This is a genomic window from Clostridioides difficile ATCC 9689 = DSM 1296, assembly GCF_001077535.1.
Lineage (GTDB): Bacteria > Bacillota > Clostridia > Peptostreptococcales > Peptostreptococcaceae > Clostridioides > Clostridioides difficile.
The window spans coordinates 1,447,379-1,465,540 of sequence record NZ_CP011968.1 but is presented as its reverse complement, the minus strand read 5'-3'; the positions used below and the strand labels follow the sequence as shown (position 1 = coordinate 1,465,540).

Annotated in this window: 17 protein-coding genes; 4 read left to right on the top strand and 13 right to left on the bottom strand. The window is 27.3% G+C overall.

Annotation, left to right across the window (positions count from 1 at the left end):
* Window positions 1-163: 163 nt before the first annotated feature.
* Complete coding sequence (locus CDIF1296T_RS07155; protein ID WP_009902426.1) at window positions 164-1,318, bottom strand: amidase domain-containing protein; 1,155 nt, start codon at window positions 1,316-1,318, stop codon at window positions 164-166.
* Window positions 1,319-1,568: 250 nt separating this feature from the next.
* Between CDIF1296T_RS07155 and CDIF1296T_RS07150 the strand changes: the two genes are divergently transcribed.
* Window positions 1,569-2,390 (top strand): pyridoxamine kinase, encoded by an 822-nt coding sequence (locus CDIF1296T_RS07150; protein ID WP_009896253.1) that lies wholly within the window; start codon window positions 1,569-1,571, stop codon window positions 2,388-2,390.
* A gap of 75 nt (window positions 2,391-2,465) precedes the next feature.
* Here the strand turns inward: CDIF1296T_RS07150 and CDIF1296T_RS07145 are convergent, their stop codons facing one another.
* From CDIF1296T_RS07145 to CDIF1296T_RS07110, 8 genes are all read right to left on the bottom strand, one after another.
* Entirely contained in the window at window positions 2,466-3,854 is a 1,389-nt protein-coding gene (locus tag CDIF1296T_RS07145; RefSeq protein ID WP_009896251.1) for a two-component system sensor histidine kinase, read from the bottom strand.
* Window positions 3,855-3,988: 134 nt separating this feature from the next.
* Complete coding sequence (locus CDIF1296T_RS07140) at window positions 3,989-4,747, bottom strand: lantibiotic immunity ABC transporter MutG family permease subunit (RefSeq protein WP_009896249.1); 759 nt, start codon at window positions 4,745-4,747, stop codon at window positions 3,989-3,991.
* A gap of 1 nt (window position 4,748) precedes the next feature.
* A complete protein-coding gene (locus CDIF1296T_RS07135) occupies window positions 4,749-5,465 on the bottom strand; it encodes a lantibiotic immunity ABC transporter MutE/EpiE family permease subunit (protein WP_009896246.1) in 717 nt (238 codons plus the stop codon).
* Window position 5,466: 1 nt separating this feature from the next.
* The gene (locus tag CDIF1296T_RS07130; protein WP_009896245.1) at window positions 5,467-6,174 is read right to left on the bottom strand and encodes a lantibiotic protection ABC transporter ATP-binding protein; all 708 of its coding nucleotides are present in this window, start codon (window positions 6,172-6,174) and stop codon (window positions 5,467-5,469) included.
* Between the two features lie 115 nt (window positions 6,175-6,289).
* On the bottom strand, window positions 6,290-6,826 hold the full coding sequence (locus CDIF1296T_RS07125; RefSeq protein ID WP_003428196.1) for a lipoprotein: 537 nt from the start codon (window positions 6,824-6,826) through the stop codon (window positions 6,290-6,292).
* A gap of 101 nt (window positions 6,827-6,927) precedes the next feature.
* Window positions 6,928-7,998 (bottom strand): DUF4097 family beta strand repeat-containing protein, encoded by a 1,071-nt coding sequence (locus CDIF1296T_RS07120; RefSeq protein WP_009896243.1) that lies wholly within the window; start codon window positions 7,996-7,998, stop codon window positions 6,928-6,930.
* On the bottom strand, window positions 7,991-9,073 hold the full coding sequence (locus tag CDIF1296T_RS07115; protein WP_011861182.1) for a DUF1700 domain-containing protein: 1,083 nt from the start codon (window positions 9,071-9,073) through the stop codon (window positions 7,991-7,993). The genes CDIF1296T_RS07120 and CDIF1296T_RS07115 overlap by 8 nt, the downstream gene beginning before the upstream one ends.
* Window positions 9,060-9,392 carry a PadR family transcriptional regulator gene (locus CDIF1296T_RS07110; protein WP_009889116.1) on the bottom strand — a complete coding sequence of 111 codons (333 nt, stop codon included), beginning with the start codon at window positions 9,390-9,392 and terminating at the stop codon, window positions 9,060-9,062. Before CDIF1296T_RS07110 ends, CDIF1296T_RS07115 begins: the two co-directional genes overlap by 14 nt.
* Window positions 9,393-9,590: 198 nt before the next feature.
* Here CDIF1296T_RS07110 and CDIF1296T_RS07105 point away from each other — a divergent pair, with 198 nt between their 5' ends.
* Window positions 9,591-10,712 (top strand): MGDG synthase family glycosyltransferase, encoded by a 1,122-nt coding sequence (locus CDIF1296T_RS07105; protein ID WP_003438374.1) that lies wholly within the window; start codon window positions 9,591-9,593, stop codon window positions 10,710-10,712.
* Window positions 10,713-10,839: 127 nt separating this feature from the next.
* On the opposite strand, the gene CDIF1296T_RS07100 is transcribed toward CDIF1296T_RS07105, so the two are convergent.
* Complete coding sequence (locus tag CDIF1296T_RS07100) at window positions 10,840-12,738, bottom strand: type I glutamate--ammonia ligase (protein WP_003428202.1); 1,899 nt, start codon at window positions 12,736-12,738, stop codon at window positions 10,840-10,842.
* A gap of 314 nt (window positions 12,739-13,052) precedes the next feature.
* Between CDIF1296T_RS07100 and CDIF1296T_RS07095 the strand changes: the two genes are divergently transcribed.
* Window positions 13,053-13,829: a 3'-5' exonuclease gene (locus CDIF1296T_RS07095; protein WP_009896237.1), complete on the top strand. Its 777-nt coding sequence runs from the start codon at window positions 13,053-13,055 to the stop codon at window positions 13,827-13,829.
* A gap of 91 nt (window positions 13,830-13,920) precedes the next feature.
* On the opposite strand, the gene CDIF1296T_RS07090 is transcribed toward CDIF1296T_RS07095, so the two are convergent.
* Entirely contained in the window at window positions 13,921-14,673 is a 753-nt protein-coding gene (locus CDIF1296T_RS07090; RefSeq protein WP_003438367.1) for an exodeoxyribonuclease III, read from the bottom strand.
* A 160-nt stretch (window positions 14,674-14,833) separates the two neighbouring features.
* Complete coding sequence (galT, locus tag CDIF1296T_RS07085; RefSeq protein WP_003438360.1) at window positions 14,834-15,784, bottom strand: galactose-1-phosphate uridylyltransferase; 951 nt, start codon at window positions 15,782-15,784, stop codon at window positions 14,834-14,836.
* 384 nt (window positions 15,785-16,168) lie between these two features.
* On the opposite strand from galT, the gene CDIF1296T_RS07080 reads away from it, so the two are divergent.
* Entirely contained in the window at window positions 16,169-17,365 is a 1,197-nt protein-coding gene (locus tag CDIF1296T_RS07080; RefSeq protein WP_003438357.1) for a pyridoxal phosphate-dependent aminotransferase, read from the top strand.
* 334 nt (window positions 17,366-17,699) lie between these two features.
* On the opposite strand, the gene CDIF1296T_RS07075 is transcribed toward CDIF1296T_RS07080, so the two are convergent.
* A complete protein-coding gene (locus CDIF1296T_RS07075; RefSeq protein WP_003419561.1) occupies window positions 17,700-18,152 on the bottom strand; it encodes a MarR family winged helix-turn-helix transcriptional regulator in 453 nt (150 codons plus the stop codon).
* Window positions 18,153-18,162 lie beyond the last annotated feature (10 nt).

Genomic DNA, 18,162 nt, shown 5'->3' with positions numbered 1-18,162 from the left:
AACACAAATATTTAGCTACTCTTTTCTGTAACCTTATTACTACTCTATCATATATAGCTATGTTTGTCAATTATTATTATTTTTATACATTAATAATCAATTTTTTTACTTTATAATTTTAAATGATTATTATCTTTTACACTTTATTTTTCTTTATAATTTTTTAATAATTTATTTTTATTATATGGAATCTTATGGACTTATCACTCCAACCTAAATCCCATGGCACCAACATTCTATCAGTATTATGACAAGTTACCAAAGGATACCCTCTTGAGTCTAATCCTGTCACTGTCGAAACATGTGTTATTCTGCCTTTCTTCTCATAACCAACAAAATCCCCTGGACGTAAATTATAAGCTTCTTTGTATACTTCTTCATAGGAACCTTTAGCAATTAATGAACCTCTTCCACTATACAGTGCATAATTTTTAAAAGCTTGTGCATTTACCCATGCTTTTGTACCTGCTCTCTCGCTATAATTCCAAATTGAGTTCTTTTTGAACCTTCCACTTTCAAACATTATCTGTGATGCAAAGTTTGCACAATCTCCACCTTCTGGATTATAATCCCTATAGTTTGGATTAAATTTCATACCATGTTCTTCATCAGCTGCGGCTCCACAGTATTTATGTGCATAATCTATAGCCTTTTTTTGTTCATCTGTAAGCTGTAACTCTACACCATCTTGTTGACCAATATAATTTCTTATATCATCAGATTTTATATTTTCTAAATTTAAAGAGTCTGCAAAAGGGTCTGTATACCACTCTTTAGTTATGACATATTGATTATCTATAATTTTTACATTTAGATAATGATATGTACCTATTCTAAAGGCATTTTCTTTGTCCTTTTGATTTTCATATGAATACTTATATTCAGTCGATACTGAACAGATTATACCATAGAGGTCTTTTTCTTTTTCTTTTATTTTTTTAATCTTAACCCTTGTCTTTATGTCTTTAAATTTTACACCTTGCTTACTAGACCAGTTTTCTAAATACTTCATCTTTTTTACTTCATTTTCATAAGCCCACAGACCAAATTTTTTATCCGTCTCATAAAGACCTTTTAAAATGTTTTCATTTTTCTCTAATATCGCCTTATTTCTGTAGTCAAATAAGTTTTCAAGCAATAGTTTATATTGGTCTTTTACATCATCACCTTCAACATTTGCAGATTCCATGACTTTTTCTTCCATATTTTTCATACTTAAATCATTGATTAAAAATACACCTGCTGTAGTAGCTAAAGACAAAAATACAAATGCCATTATACCTTTGATGTACTTATTCTTATTTTTCAGTATTTTCAAAGCTACACCTCCCAAATAGTACACCTTACAAATCAAATTACAAAGAATATTCTGTCACATATAGTAATTTTCATATTTAATAATTCTCTATTTTATTATGTCCAATATTAAAAATTAATTGTATCAATACACTGTTTTTTTTACAATTTTTTATTTTATAATCTACTTTTTTCTTTTTTTTATAGTAATATATATGTATATAAATATTTTGGTATCATTATAATTAATACATACTAATGGAGGGTTTTTTATGCAAAAAAAAGTCGCAGCAATTAATGACTTATCTGGAATAGGAAAATGCTCATTATCGGTTGCTATACCTATACTTTCAGCATTAAAGGTTCAATGTTGTCCATTTCCAACGGCCATACTTTCAAGTCAAACTGGTTATCCTGAATTTACTTTCTTAGACTTTACTGATGAAATGGTAAAATATTCAAATGTTTGGAAAAATTTAAAAGTCAATTTTGATAGTATATATAGTGGTTTTTTGGGTTCAAAGCATCAAATTGAGATAGTGGCTAATTTTATAAACGATTATCCCAATGCTTTTATCGTAGTTGACCCTGTGATGGGTGATAATGGAGTTATGTATCCAATATTCACAGAAGAAATGAGACAGGAAATTAAAGAATTAGTTAAACATTCAGATTTAACTACTCCTAACTTAACAGAGGCTTGTTTCTTGACTGGAAATGATTATACTAAAAGCGATTATAATAGAGATGAGCTTATACATATTGCAAAATCTGTATCTGATTTGGGACCTAGCAAAGTCGTTATTACTGGTATATTAGAAGATGATAATATATTAAATTTGGCTTACGATAGAGATAATGACCATGTATTCTTTACATCAGTCAAATATAATAATTGTTCTTACAGTGGAACTGGAGATATATTCACATCTATACTTTGTGGTATGTTAGTAAATAAACATGATTTGGGAGTAGCGGTTAATACTGCAACAGATTTTATATATAAAACTATAAATTACACATCTCAATTTGATACTGATAGAAATGATGGAGTTATGTTTGAAAACTTTTTATCAGATTTAACTAATATATAAAATCAAAAAAACTATCCATTTTATAAATACCTATAAATCATAAAATTTAGGTATTTACAAAATGGATATTATTTACTAAACTATTGGTATTTCAATTGTTACCATAGCACCACCAGTTTTCACAGAATTTTCAATACATAAAGTCCCATTATGTTTTTGTACAATATTATTTACAATATAGAGTCCCATTCCATAATGAGATTTAGAATTTCTACTCAAATCTCCTGTATAAAACTGTTCTGTAGCTTTTGACAAATCTGCTTTAGAAAAACCACTTCCACAATCTGTAACTACAAATTTTAAGTATTTATTACATACTGATACACTTATGTATAGTTTACTCTGGCTTGGTGAATAATCTATAGCATTTGAAATTATATTCATAATAGCTCTGAATAACAGTTCTCTATCTATAGTTATATTTTTAGGCAAATTATCTTGTTTATAAAACTCCACATCTAAGTTTTTAGTACTAGCTAATGCTTCTATTTGCACTAAGACATCTTTTATAAACTCACTCATACTGATTGCTTCTTTATTTAATATATAGCCATTCTCTGTTTTTGATATATCTATTAAAGTATTAATATATTTTTCTATTTGAGTGACACCCTTTGAGATATATTCCATGTATTCTAATAACTCAGGATTTTCATTTATTTCAATTAATAAGTCAGTATTTCCATGTATAATTGTTAGTGGTGTTTTTATATCATGTGCCAGTGCAGATATCTGTTCCTTTCTATTTTCTTCTAGCATCCATTGTTTTTCTAAAGAATCTTTTAACGCCAACTTCATTTTATCCATAGAAAAAAGGACATTATTAATTTCATAAATTTTACTAGATTCTACAACAAAATCTAAATCCTGTTGTTCTATTTTTTCTGTAGTATTTTTTAAAAGCTCCATTTCAATATTAAATTTCTTGCCAAATACTTTTGATAATATAACAATTTCAATAAAAAATATTATACTAAAAATAATCATACCCAATGTCTCTGGTTTTGGTAAATATGCTCTTAAAATTGGAGAACTATACTCTGATACTATTTTGTATTTTATTATAAAAACTTCATCTTTCTTAAAAAACTTTATATAACTTTCTGAATATGCATGCCTTTCTTCAATATCTCTCATTAAATTCCATACTTCTTTTGATTCTTTTTTATTAAAGGTACCTGAAATTAAATTCCCATCTAAAGTATAAACCCCATACTCATATATACTTGGAATTATATCTTCAGTTACTTTTTCACTTGAAATAATCTGTTCTTTATATTTATTGAATTGTTTTTCTGCATAATTAGCTGGTAAAATTACACCTGATGATAATAATACAGAAAATGATAACATTAAAAGGAGTACAATTGAAATTGTCATAATAAAGAATAAAGATAAATATTTTATAAAAATAGTTCTTAACTTTTCAACTTTTTTGTTGTTAGATTTTTTACCTCCAAGCATTTGTACCCTGTCCTCCAATAGTTTAATTAATTCATAATTAATACCTAGCCAGTTTTTTATTTGATTATTTTATATCTTTTTATTGCTAAGTTATATTTTAACATAATAATATAAATAAACAGTCAATTTTTACTCTATTCTTCTGATTTTTTACCTTCCCATTTAGAAAACCAAATACATAAAATTACAAATGCTAAAATTGTTACAAAACCACAAATTAAACCTGTTGATTGATATGCTTTTATTGATTCAACCTTTATATATTCAACCGTTTTAGAACTTGAAAAAGACGACCAAATAGTTATAAATCTAACACCCCATGCACAAGGAAAATACTGCCAAATACCAGAACCCAATCCAGTTAATAATAATGCTGAAAGTAACATTTCAACTATACCTACTCCAATTGATGCTCCTTTTCCGAACCTTAAACTTAAGAATAAATGTAATATGTATTCAAATAAATTACACCCAATTAAAATTAGAATTGAAATCATATAAAAGCTTGATGTAAAGTAAGCCTTAGATATACCAAATTTAAAACCTAATACAGACACTAATGTTGCTACAAAACCAAGACATACTAAGATTATATATTTACTTATAAGAGTAAGATATTTTGGATTAGATGTTGTTAACATATGTTTATAATTCCCTGCATAATATTCTTGTTCAACAAACATTGAACACACAACACCTGACAATAAAGGAAAAGCTATTGCTATAACTTGTAAATATCCTACTATCTTTAGTATATTATCAGCTCCTGAAACCTTATAATACCATAAAAACAATCCCATCCCCATTAAAGCAATGCAAATGTGCATTAGTATTATAAAATTTCTCTTTAATTTTATTAAATCAGAACAAAATATTCTTATTAACTGTCTCATATTACTTCACCTCTCTATTATTGAACCAAACCCTTGTAGCTAAAGCAAATAATACAAATAAAACAATAGATATTAATACTCCTGGCAAAATAACAGCATTATTTAAAAATTCACTTCCCTCTGGTACAGGAAGACCATTTGGCAGAATATGCAATACAACAGCCATTAATCTTGAAGGAATCGAATATGGAAACATATACCACATTTCTGTAGTTGAGAAAACAGCAACTCCAACAATAGTGAAGAACATATTTATTAGAACTGTAACAAATATACCAAATTTTGAAGCTAAAAACATACAAAGAGGAATCTGCCACATAAATAGTAAAATAATTAATATAGTTGCAATGATATTTTGACCTATTGAAATAGTTTCTTTATAGATTATCCCAACAAAAACTACACCTATTGCAGAAATAATTGATGCTATAAAACAACAAATAATACAGTAAATCATTTTTCCAGTCCAAACGTCTTTCATTTCAATTGGCAAGGGTAAAATACCACGATATTTACTTTTTTCATCTTTTAATACTATTAAAGAAGATATTAATGTTAATGCTCCTGGAAGAAATGTCGTATACCACCAGTTGAAAGCAGCATTTTGCCCTCCACCTAGTCCACACAAAAGTATACAAAACACTGGAACTATCCATATCAACTTCATTCCAAAAGTTCCTTTCATCTTTTGAAATTCCACTCTAATAAATCTTTCCATATTACTCCCCTCTCTTTCTATTTTCAGCTACAACTTTCATAAAAAGTTTTTCTAAGTTTTGTTCTTTTGATACTTCTCCTTGATAACCCATTACTCCATTAGAAATTATTCCTATTTCATCTACAACTTGTTCAACTTCAGACAAGATATGGCTTGATAAAATAACTGTAATTCCTTGTTTTGGAAAAGAACGAATCAATTCTCTAAGTTCTTCAATACCAATAGGGTCAAGACCATTTGTAGGCTCATCTAAGATTAAAAGTTTTGGGTGATTTAATAATGCAATAGCAATACCAAGGCGTTGCTTCATGCCTAGAGAGAATTGACCTGAACGCTTTTTAAAGGTATCTCTTAAATCTACAGTCTCTAAAACTTCTTCAATGCGAGAGTCAGGAAGACCAAGTAAAGTAGTATGAACTTTTAAATTTTCTCGTGCTGTTAAATTCTCATATATAGCAGGAGACTCAATAAGAGAACCAATATTTGATAAATCCTTTCTAGTCCATCTATGTCCCTCAAACATTATTTTTCCTGAAGTTGGATTTAAAATCCCAGTTATCATTTTTAATAAAGTAGATTTCCCAGCTCCATTTGGTCCTAATAATCCATATATAGAATTAGATTTAATTGCTAGTGAAATGTTATCAACTGCCATCTGCTCCTTAAATTTTTTAGAAACTCCTTTTACCTGCAAAATATAATTACTCATAATTTTCATCCTTTCTTTTGTCAAACTTATTTACAAGAATCATTCTAAATCATAAATATAAGGATTTTATAAGAATTAAAAAACAAAAAAAGATGTGTTAAAAACACATCTTTTTTTATCTTAATTCTATTAATTTTCCATTGTAGTATATCTCTACTTCTTCAATCCAAATGCTATTATCTTCTTCTTGGATGACATTTTTAATAATATTATTTATAGTATATATTATATTTTGTTCATTCAAATAATCATCTTTCCAAGAAACTCTACTTTTTTTATCTGGTTCTATCAAGTTTATTTTAACAAGATTATCTTTTTCCTTAACTTCTACTTCCATGTCTAAACCATTAAAATACTCATTTGATAATGTATCTAAGATTAATCGCAGTTTATCCTTAAGTGAACTTTCTTCATCAATCTGTAAGTACTTTACTATTTTCTCATCCTTTGAAATTATCTCTATAGGTATTTTAGTAGTTTTTTTAGAATTAATCATTTTACTAGTTGTTTCTTCTTTTGCATCTTCATCCTTCTTTACAACTGCTGATTCTTTAGAATCAACTAGCTCAACTGCACTGATGCTATAATCCATACATGCCGTACTCAATAAAGTAGTAGCAATTATTAAAAAACTTACTGCTATTTTATTCATAAGTATCCCTCTCCTAATTCTCTTTCGATACTTATTATACCATAGTATAGATTATATTTTTATACTTTTAAATCAATTTATAAATTATTATAGTAAATTATTTACAATTCTAAGCTATTTGAATTTATTTTTATAGTATATTCTTTCTCTAAATTCGACAGATTTTTATTCAAAAGCCCTTTTATTTCCCTCGTATTTCTATACTTGTTGCTATGTTCTTCATCATGTTCATAGTCATATGAATCATTGTCATATTCTTCATCATTATTAAATTCTTCAATTGCTTCTTTTGACTTTATATCACAATTAAATTTATACTTATTTACTGGTATATCAAGTCTTACCTTAGAATTTGGAACTTCTATGTCCAGGAACTTAGCAATTGGCATATCAGAGTACAAGTAAAATTCACTTTCATAATTTGAATTTCTACCTATTTTCTCTTTTATATTTACATTTTCAGGTATATACTCTTCTATATTATTGATAAATACATCTTCATTCTCTGAAGATATATACAATGACTCTGATTCTATGTTTACATTTTTAACGCCTAAAATTGATTTTGTTGACAAGTGAAGATTGTTATTAGATATTAAGTTTAGGTTTTCTAATCTATTTACTTTGTTCTCTGTTATAGCTCTACTAAAACCTCCATAAGAAGTTTTATATGTTATAGTATTTGAAGCTACATTATCGTATACAAATAAGTGTGAGCTTATACTTGATGCATTTATGTCTACATTATTTGGTACATATATTATAATTTCTCTATAATCATGTGAAAACATACTATTTATAGATGTATTTAATAATTGGTCGAAATTTTTAATCTTTTTAATTTTATTTTCATATTTTCTTTCACCTTTTACAACTAAAGTCTTATCTTTTAAAGTTACATTGTATTTGTAAAACTCATTATTTCCTCTTGTTGTTACACGCACATCTTCACTTGAACTTTTCTTTATTGTAACGTTTATATTGTCAACAGCTATATCTAACTTGTCAATATTTACTTTTTCTTGATAAAGTTTATTTTCTTTTTTAAATTCAGCTTCCTTTTCTAAACCAAAGTTTATTAGGCTTGGCATAACTAAAATCCCTGACCATGTTGTCCCTATTATACCTATTACCAATAAAACTGCAGCAAATATAGCAAGTTTTTTATTCATGTTTATCTTCTCCTTTCTTATTTTCTATATCTTCAAGGTCCTTATATATCGCCTCAAAATTTATACTATCATCATTATATTCATCAGTTTCTTTTATGCTTTCTTCTTCTCTATTGTAGTAATCATTATTATATGAATCTTCATTAATGTCTTTATTCAAATCTTCATTAATGTCTTTATTCAAATCTTCATCATTTAAAGTAGCTTTTTTTCTTTTTTCCATCTTTTCATTTGCCTTTATATAAATATTTTTTCTCTTTATCCAATGTATATAATTATTTAGTAATTGTTTACCTAGTTTTATGGCAAATAATAAAATTTGCCATGCAAGTATCTCAAGCCCTACAAATGCTATGGTTGCGAAAATACAAAACATCATAACATCTGGAACCATTGCTATAAATTTAATCACAAATGGAATTAATATAACAAAAGCAATTAATGAGCATACTAATGCAATAGTAGCAGATACAATAGCACATACAAACGCAAATGCTGGAACAATTAGAAATAAAGATAACACTACTAATAACCCCTTTATAACTTGTCTGGATAATCCTCCTACGCCTTCTTCTATACTTGGTGTAAGTTTATCATTTATATTTTCTTTTGATTTATTGTACTTTTCCTTAGCTTCATCTTTCAAGATAGAGTAATCCTTTTTTACATTTGATTTAAATCTACTAAATTTACCATTTAATATGTCTGTATTCATTATTTTTCCATCTATATTTTCTTTTGATTTACTATACTTTTCTTTTGCTTCATCTTTTAAGATAGAGTAACCTTTTTTCATATCTGATTTAAATTTACTAAACTTATCATTCAAAACATCTGTATTTATTATTTTTTCCTCTTCAATATTTTTTTCTTTAGTTTGTAAGATAAGTTCTTTTGCTATAGATTTTGGTGAGCCAAGTGATGCTATTATCTCCATATCACTCTTTCCCTCTATAAGACCATCTACGAAATACTCTTCATAATCTCTCAATATATCATTAACTTCGCTCTCAGAAAAATCTTTTTTTAGATAATCCTTTAAAATTTCAAGAAACTCAGTTTTATTCAAGTTCATTACCTCCCTCATCTTCACTTATTAAAATCTCAACAGCCTTTACAAATTCTCTCCACTCTTCCATCAGATTGGATAAATTCTCTTTTCCTAGTGAAGTTATTCTATAGTATTTTCTAGCAGGACCTTCATTAGATTCTAGTATATATGTTTCGAAATACAAATCTTTTGTAAGTCTTCTTAGAATAGGATATATTGTTCCTTCATTTACATCTATTACTTTAGAGATGTTATGTACTATCTCATATCCATACATATCTTTCTTAGATATGAGAGCAAGTACACAAATTTCTAAAACACCCTTTCTAAATTGTGTGTTCATATACTCCATCCTTTCTTTAAATACACAGTATTGTGTTTTACAAGGTACTATGTTAAAACTTCTTATATCCTCATAATAACACAGTACTATGTTCTGCACAATAGTTATTTTTAAATATTCTTGTTGATTAAATCCTTCTATAAATGTATAATACTCTAATCAGATATATTTTATGAAAGTGGTGATAAATTGGCTAAAATGAAAGATGATAAAACAATATTAATCCTAACTGCTCAATTTGGTGCTGGACATATAAGTGCTGCAAAAGCAGTCAAAGAATGTATTATTGAAAAATATAGTAACTATAATGTTGTTATACAAAACTTTATAAATGCAAGTATTCCCATGATGAATAAGCCTATGGTAAAACTTTATGAAAACAATACAAAATATACTCCTGGATTATATAATTACTATTATTACTTTAAGAAATCGTTTGATTCAAGACATGATTTATCTCATAAATTATATACACCTAAACTTTCTGAGTATATTGCTGATATAAATCCAGATTTGATTATCTCTACATTTCCACTAGCTGCTGCTTGTGTAAATAACTTTAAGATAAAAAATCCTGATATAAATATACCTACACTTACAGTTATAACAGATGTTGTAGATAGTATGGAATGGGTTTTTGAAAATACAGATTTGTATTTTGTTCCTTCTCCTGAAATAAAAAATAGATTTTTTCAGAAAGGAATAAATCCTGACTCCATAAAGGTTACTGGAGTTCCTGTTGATAAGAGATTTCAAATTGAAAGTAAAGAACTATGTTGTGATAAATATAGACTATTACTTCTAGGTGGAGGAAGAGGTCTATTTGATATAGATGAGGATTTTATGCATTGGATAGATGAATTTATTGAAGAACATAGTAATTCTATAGAAATTACAATAGTTACTGGTAAAAACAAAAAATTATATGACAATCTAACTCATAAAAAACCTCTAAAAAATATTAAAGTACTTGGATTTGTAAACGACATGTATAATCTAATAAGAGAATGTGACCTAATGCTAACTAAGCCTGGAGGAGCAACTATATTTGAAGCTATTCAATCACAAACTCCAGTACTCGTAAAAATGCCAAAAGTTGGACAAGAAATTGAAAACGCTAAATTTATAATAGATAAGGGTCTTGGCATGATTTATAGTGATGACCTAGACCTTAAAAACATATTTTATAAATTAGTATCAAATGAATTTGATTCTATAATAAACTTTATGAAAAAAAATTTAAAAGAATTTAAAACAGTCATTCATCCAGAGAAAATTGCTGATTATATATCAGAATTAATAGATAATCATTACAGTTAAATTGTACTATTAAAAAATTTCAAACATAAAATTAAAGGCAATCAAGTATGCTTTTACACTTGAGAATTTACTCATAGTGTTTAATAATACTTGATTGCCTTTATCATATCAAAATCAAATTGTTATATTAGTATATATTTTTCTTGTACTGCATATACAGTTGTTGTATTTCTTCCATACTTCTCTTTAATTCTATTTGTAAATCTGAAGCAGTCTGGTAATCCTTATTTTCTATAGCTTCTCTCACTCTAGTGAATAGTGATTCTCTAGTTAAAGTATCCTTCATAATATTGAACTTTAAATCCGATATTGAGTTCCAAACTACCTCATCAAGCGCATCCATATTTTCTTTTGTGTGTATCTTGACAATACTTCTTATTTTTTGAATCCCAGCCTCTATTATTCTAGTTTTTAATTTCTTTTGCCACTTATCTATAGCTCCAATCTTAAATGATTCTATTATACTATCAGTAAATACATCACCTTGTTTTAAAGATTTTAATTTTGAAGCATATATTTCTAAGTTTTTCATATTTTCATAAACTGTAGCTGGTGGTATTCCAAATCTTGCATTTCTTTCTTCCAAACTATAATGTTCAAATACATCATTTTCATCTCTATATGCTCTATCTTTTTCTAAATAGAAACTTTCTTCACCTACATTTTTAGATAACTCTTTTTCAAGTTCTTTTGTACTAAGACCACTCTTAGCTGCTGCTTTTATACCATCCAACATTGTTTGATAACATCCTGCTATTACTAAATACGTGTTAGATAGAGGGCTTGGTGACCTTAATTCAAATCTTACAGTCTTTGGATTTTTCATATCTCTTATTAATCCAACAAGCACTGACCTATTTCTTGATGGAATCTCATAACTATGCCCTAAAGATGTAACTATGCATACAGGAGCTTCAAATCCAGGAACTAATCTATTAAATCCATCATTAGAAGCTGTTACAATTGGGTTTAATACTTCATAATTGTAAAGAAGTCCCATAAGAGCCCCATATCCTAGTTCACTTAGATAATCTTCTTTTAAATCTTTTGGAGCAAATAGATTTTTTATACTTCCATCCTTTAACTTCGCACTTACTCCTACATGTGTATGTCCACCACTTCCTGCTACTCCATGAATTGGTTTTGCTTTAAATGTAACTTCTAGTCCATGTGATGTAAATACATCCTCTATAACATCTCTTACTAATAATTCATTGTCTGCTGCTTGTAATGGTGTAGAAAACTTCCAAGAAACCTCTAATTGCTCCATAGCATGGTTTGTTCTTCCATCTATACTAATAGAACTTTGTATTCCTCCGACCTCTTTGTGAGCCATTTCAGGGTTTACACCTAGCTTTTGAAGTATAATTAAACTTTTCTCTAAACAAGTTCTTATAATACCATGAGTTCTTTTCCAGTATTGCTCTTTTAGGCTTTGTGATACATATAATTTCTCTAAGTCAGCTTTATCCTCAGGAGTATTAACCCAGAACTCAAGTTCTGTAGCTGCTGTTAACATTATTTCCTCTATATCATCTACTGAATCTATTCCTATGTTATTTATTACATGTGGATATTCTCTAAATATTTCATACATTGACTTTTTAAAGTACTTATCTGCTTTTTGAAGTACTCCTCTAGAACATACTTTTTTATTATCATGTATTAAAAATGCAGGTATCTTTAATGTTCCAACAGGTAGACCTACTTCTTCGTCTATATATTCCATATTGTAATCTACATACCAATGACAACTTTTATCTGGCATTAAATCTACTTTCGCATTATTTAATGTAGCTATATTATAAAGCTCAACACTTGAACCATCAGTCTGTATAGCTGATTCCAAAAATTTATCTATATCCTCCAAAAATAATTCTACAGGAATCTTTTCATCTGTTGCATTTCCTCCTAAATCAACCCCCATTAAGGAAACAAATCTTATATTTTTATTGCTTTTTAGGATTTCTCTTAATTCTTCATTAGTGTGTTTATCTTTCTCTATTACGTATAATAGACTATCCATTTTTCCACTCTCCCATAATTTTTATGTATATTTTATTTTGTTAAATACAAGATAAATTTCATTTTCCTTACATTTATGAATTTTTCTTGCAAATTATTCGTGTTTTATTCGTGTTTTTATTTATATTATTATATATCAAGTATAAAAAGTTCGCAATATTTTTTATTGGAAAAAATATTATACATACAATAGTTTAACATTTTTACAAATATGGGGTATACTAAAATAAAAGTATTTTTATTTGAAAATTTAATTTTATTTATAATATAATCTATAGTAAAAGAAATAATAAAAAAATTTAGGAGATAAACTTTATGGAATACATAATTTTCGATTTGGAATTTAACCAAGGATTTGATAAAAAACTCAATAAAACTGTATCCAATGAAAAGTGTCCTTTTGAAATTATACAAATAGGAGCAATTAAATTGGATTCTAAATTCAATATAATAGATACGTTTAATAGCTATGTAAAACCTACAATTTATAAAGACATACATCCCTTTATTAGTCGTATGACTAATATTAAAAATTCTGATTTTAATGATTCGCCTACTTTCCCTGAGGTCTACAACAATTTTATAAAATTTATATCATCACAAGACCCTATATTATGTGTTTGGGGAGCTGGAGATTTAAAGGAATTATACAGGAATATCAACTATCACAAGCTACCATCAAATTCCTTACCTAAATCTTATATTAATATACAACAACATGCATCTAAATATTTCAATAATCCAGCAGGAAAAAGCATTGGCCTACAAAATGCTATTTCTATATTAGAACTTGATGAAAAAATGTCTTATCACAATGCTTTAAATGATGCATATTATACTGCTAAAGTTTTTATTAAGATATACAATCCAAGTATAGTCCCAGATATATATCTTTATACGAGTATAAAACCTAAAACTATAAGATATTCTAATAAAAAAAGAGTTGATTATGATAAGTTATTTGATGAATTTAGGAAAATTTTAAATCGTGAATTAACTAAAGACGAGAAAAAAATCATTAACTTAGCTTATAATATGGGGAAAACAAATCAATTTACATTAGAAAATGTTAAGCAAAGAAAAAACAAATAGAGTTTATTTAGATAAAAAATAGGCATGTAGATTAAAAAACTAGTTAACTTTAAATTTATATCTACAGCCCAATTTTTATCATAATTAATTTTTATTTTATCTCTAATTCAACTGGACAATGGTCTGAACCTAATATTTCAGTGTGTATATCCGCACTTACTAATCTATCTTCTAATTTTTTGGATGCACAAAAATAATCTATTCTCCACCCTGCATTATTTTTTCTTGCATTAAATCTATATGACCACCAACTATAAACACCTTCTTTATCAGGATTAAAATATCTATATGTGTCTATAAACCCACTGTCTAATAATTTAGAAAACTTCTCTCTTTCTTCTTTAGTAAAACCTGCATTTTTCATATTATTTTTAGGATTTTTTAAATCTATTTCTTTATGTGCAACGTTCATATCTCCACACACAATTACAGGCTTATGATTATCTAGTTTGGTTAAATAATCTATAAAGTCGTCTTCCCATCTAGTTCTATATTCTAGTCTCTTTAATTCAGATTGAGAATTTGGCGTATATACTGTAACAAAGTAAAAATCTTCAAACTCTAGAGTTATCACTCTACCCTCTTTATCATGTTCTTCTATATTTATTCCATACATTACTTTTAAAGGCTCTTTTTTTGTAAATATAGCAGTACCTGAATAACCCTTTCTCTCAGCATAATTCCAATATTGAAAATATCCTGGTAAATCTAACTCTATTTGCCCTTCTTGCAATTTAGTTTCTTGTAAACAAAATATATCTGCATCTACTTCTTTGAAAAAGTCTAAAAATCCTTTCCCAACACAAGCTCTTATTCCATTAACATTCCATGATATAAATTTCATACTTATACTCCTCATCTAAACATTGACACACTCCCCATAGCTAAAGATGGGGGCTTTTCAACAATTTTATTGTAAATTCTTAATTCACTTTTATTTTAACAATGCTATACTATAATTTCATCTAAAATTACTATTTACTTAATACCTAAAAATATATGTTTTAATCAATTTTTAACTTTTTTGTTAAATCTTCAGGGCTCATTGAAGAAACATACATATTTGTTCCAAGTTCAAATCCTCCAAAATTATATTTTCTTGGGATTATGTGCATATGAACATTAAAATACGATTTTGTTTCAATCTTTGTTGGATGAGTGTGAATACATAAATTAAATGGCATATATCCATTGATATTGTATAACTTCTTAAACAACTTTTCAAATATTGTAGAAAGCTCCTGTATATTATTATCATTTAACTCACCAAACTCTATTTTATCTTTAAATATTATTCTTACTTCTCCACTATACTTGGTTGCATATGGTATAAGTACCAAAAAAGCTTCTCCATTATAAACAACTCTTCTATCTAAACTTATTTCATTTTCTATTAAATCATCATACAAAGAGCTTTTATTGCTGTCATAATACTCCTTTGAAACCAACAGTTCATTCGTAATTTCAGGTGGAATAAAAGACATAGACAATATTTGTGCATGTGGATGCATCAAAGATGCTCCTGCCTTTCTCAAGAAGTTTTTGAAGATACTAACATACTCTACTTTATCATCTTTCGACAAATCTCTAAATCTATTTCTATACATAAAAAAAACATCTTCAAATTCTTTTTGACTCATGTTATAAAAACTACGATTATGTTTATCGCTCTCTATCATTACTTCATGAACACCATATACATCTCTTGCCATATCATCAATTATAGGAAATTTATTGTAGACAGATTTTACAAGCCATCCTTCTTCACTATCTATTTCAAATAATGCATCAGTTGCATGAGCTTCATTTCCTTTGCAAAATGGGCATTCTTCATCATATTCATTAGTTTCTTCATCTTCATTTGGGATATCTGCTGTATCTAAAGGTCTTTTTAACCTATCTGTAGCAAATATAACAACATCATTGGTAATTGGATCTATTCTTAATTCTTTCATAATTAACACCTCTTAGTTAATAGCCTTTAATATAATTATATGATATTTATCGTATCTGTTAAATAAATTTATAATATTTTTTATAATTTTGCATATTTATTATTATATATTTTGTCTATAGCTGAAAGATTATAACTAAAAAATCACTATCAGTATATCAGAATATTATCTTACTATAAATTAATTTATGAATACATAATTTAGTGGCATAAACATGGGTATTTTACTATAATTTGTTAAAAGTTTATTTTAAAGCTATATTAATTTTTTTTGATGATTTTTACCCATAAGTATGTTATTATTATCTTGTAAAGATGTCTTGTATTCAAACATACAATTTACATAATACAATATACGTATTTAAATTAAATAGGGGGTATTAAAATGAATTATTCAAACAGAGTTAGTGCAATGCAAGCCTCTCCAATCAGAAAACTTGTTCCATTTGCACAAGCAGCAAAAGATAAAGGAATCAAAGTATATCACTTAAACATAGGACAACCAGACATAAAAACTCCTAAAGGATTTTTTGATGCTGTTAAAAACTTTGATAGCGAAGTCTTAGAATATGCTACATCAGAAGGTATTCCAGAATTATTAGAAGCACTTCAAAATTACTATAAAACTTACGATATGAATTTTGAAAAAGATGAATTATTAGTAACTAATGGTGGTAGTGAAGCTTTACTTTTCACTATGATGGCAGTTTGTGACCCAGGAGATAATCTATTAGTTCCAGAACCATTCTATACAAACTACAATGGATTTGGTCAATCTGTAAACGTAGAAGTTAATGCTGTTACAACAAAGGCAGAAAACGGTTTCCACCTTCCATCTAAAGAAGAAATATTGTCTAAAGTAGATGATAAAACTAAGGCTATAATTCTTTCTAACCCAGGAAATCCAACTGGTGCAATTTATACAAAAGAAGAACTTAATATCCTAGCTGAAATAGCTAAAGAAAAAGATTTATGGATAATAGCAGATGAAGTTTATAGAGAATTTGTTTATGATGGGCTTGAGTATACAAGCTGTGGTAACTTAGAGGGTGTACAGGATAGAGTTATAATAATAGACAGTGTTTCTAAGAGATACAGTGCTTGTGGTGCTAGAATTGGTTCTATCGCTTGCAAAAATAAAGGTCTTATCGCTCAAATCCTTAAATTATGTCAAGGAAGACTTTGTGTTCCTACATTAGAGCAAATAGGAGCTGTTGAGTTATACAAAACTCCTGTTTCTTACTTCAAAGAAGTTAATGAAGAGTACAAAAAAAGAAGAGATGTATTATACAATGAATTAATGAAGGTTGAAGGTGTTATATGTAAAAAACCAACTGGTGCTTTCTATATAGTTGCTAAATTACCAGTTGAAAATGCAGAAGATTTCACAATTTGGATGTTAAAAGAATTTAACAAAGATAATGAAACAGTTATGGTTTGCCCTGCTGAAGGATTCTATGCTACTCCAGGTTTAGGACGTGATGAAATAAGATTAGCTTACATCTTAAATGAAAAAGACCTTCATAGAGCTGCTACATTATTAAAAGAAGGTTTAGAGCAATATGTAGCTTTACAAAAATAATTTTTTAAACTTAATTTATATAAATTTAATGATATAAAATGTCCCCTTTTCAGATATTATTTGAAAAGGGGACATTTCTTAATTAATATATTAATTAAGACTTAGACCTGACTATTTTTCATTTTCTTTATATAGTGTTGGCCAGTAATCTTTATTCACTTTAATTAAAGCATCTAAAACTTGTCTTGCCTTAGTTAGAGAAATTATAAAAAAGTACATCAAGAAAATTTAAGATGTACTTTTTAGATTGTATTTAGACTTATAATTATATAGTTAAATGAATAACAAAGAATTAATCTTAGTACCATTAAATACAAAAATTTTTATATTTTTTCTATCTAAATTCTTCTTTGTTTAATATATATTGAAGAGTATTTATTGCTTCTAAATATTTTTTTCTGTCTTCTTCAGTTAATTTAGAAAGTTTTTCTCCTAAACCATCACTTAATTTATCCATAAAATCAGTTGCTATCTTATCTCCCTCTTCAGTAATGTCAATTAGATATTTTCTTCTATCAACTAAATCTCTTTTCCTTGTTACATACTTCTTATCAGTTAAATCATCAACCATACTAGTTAAACTGCCTTTTTCTATATTTAACTTAGAGCATAAATCAGTCATACTTATTACTCCATAATTTTTTATGAAAACTAATGCTCTTAATTGTGTTTTATTTACATTATAATCTGGTGCAAATTTTTTTAGGTCTTCTAAGTACAGGCTAGAATAAATCTTAGGAAATGTTTTTACTAAAAAACTTATGGTATCTTTTACTATATAGTTCATATAATCACCT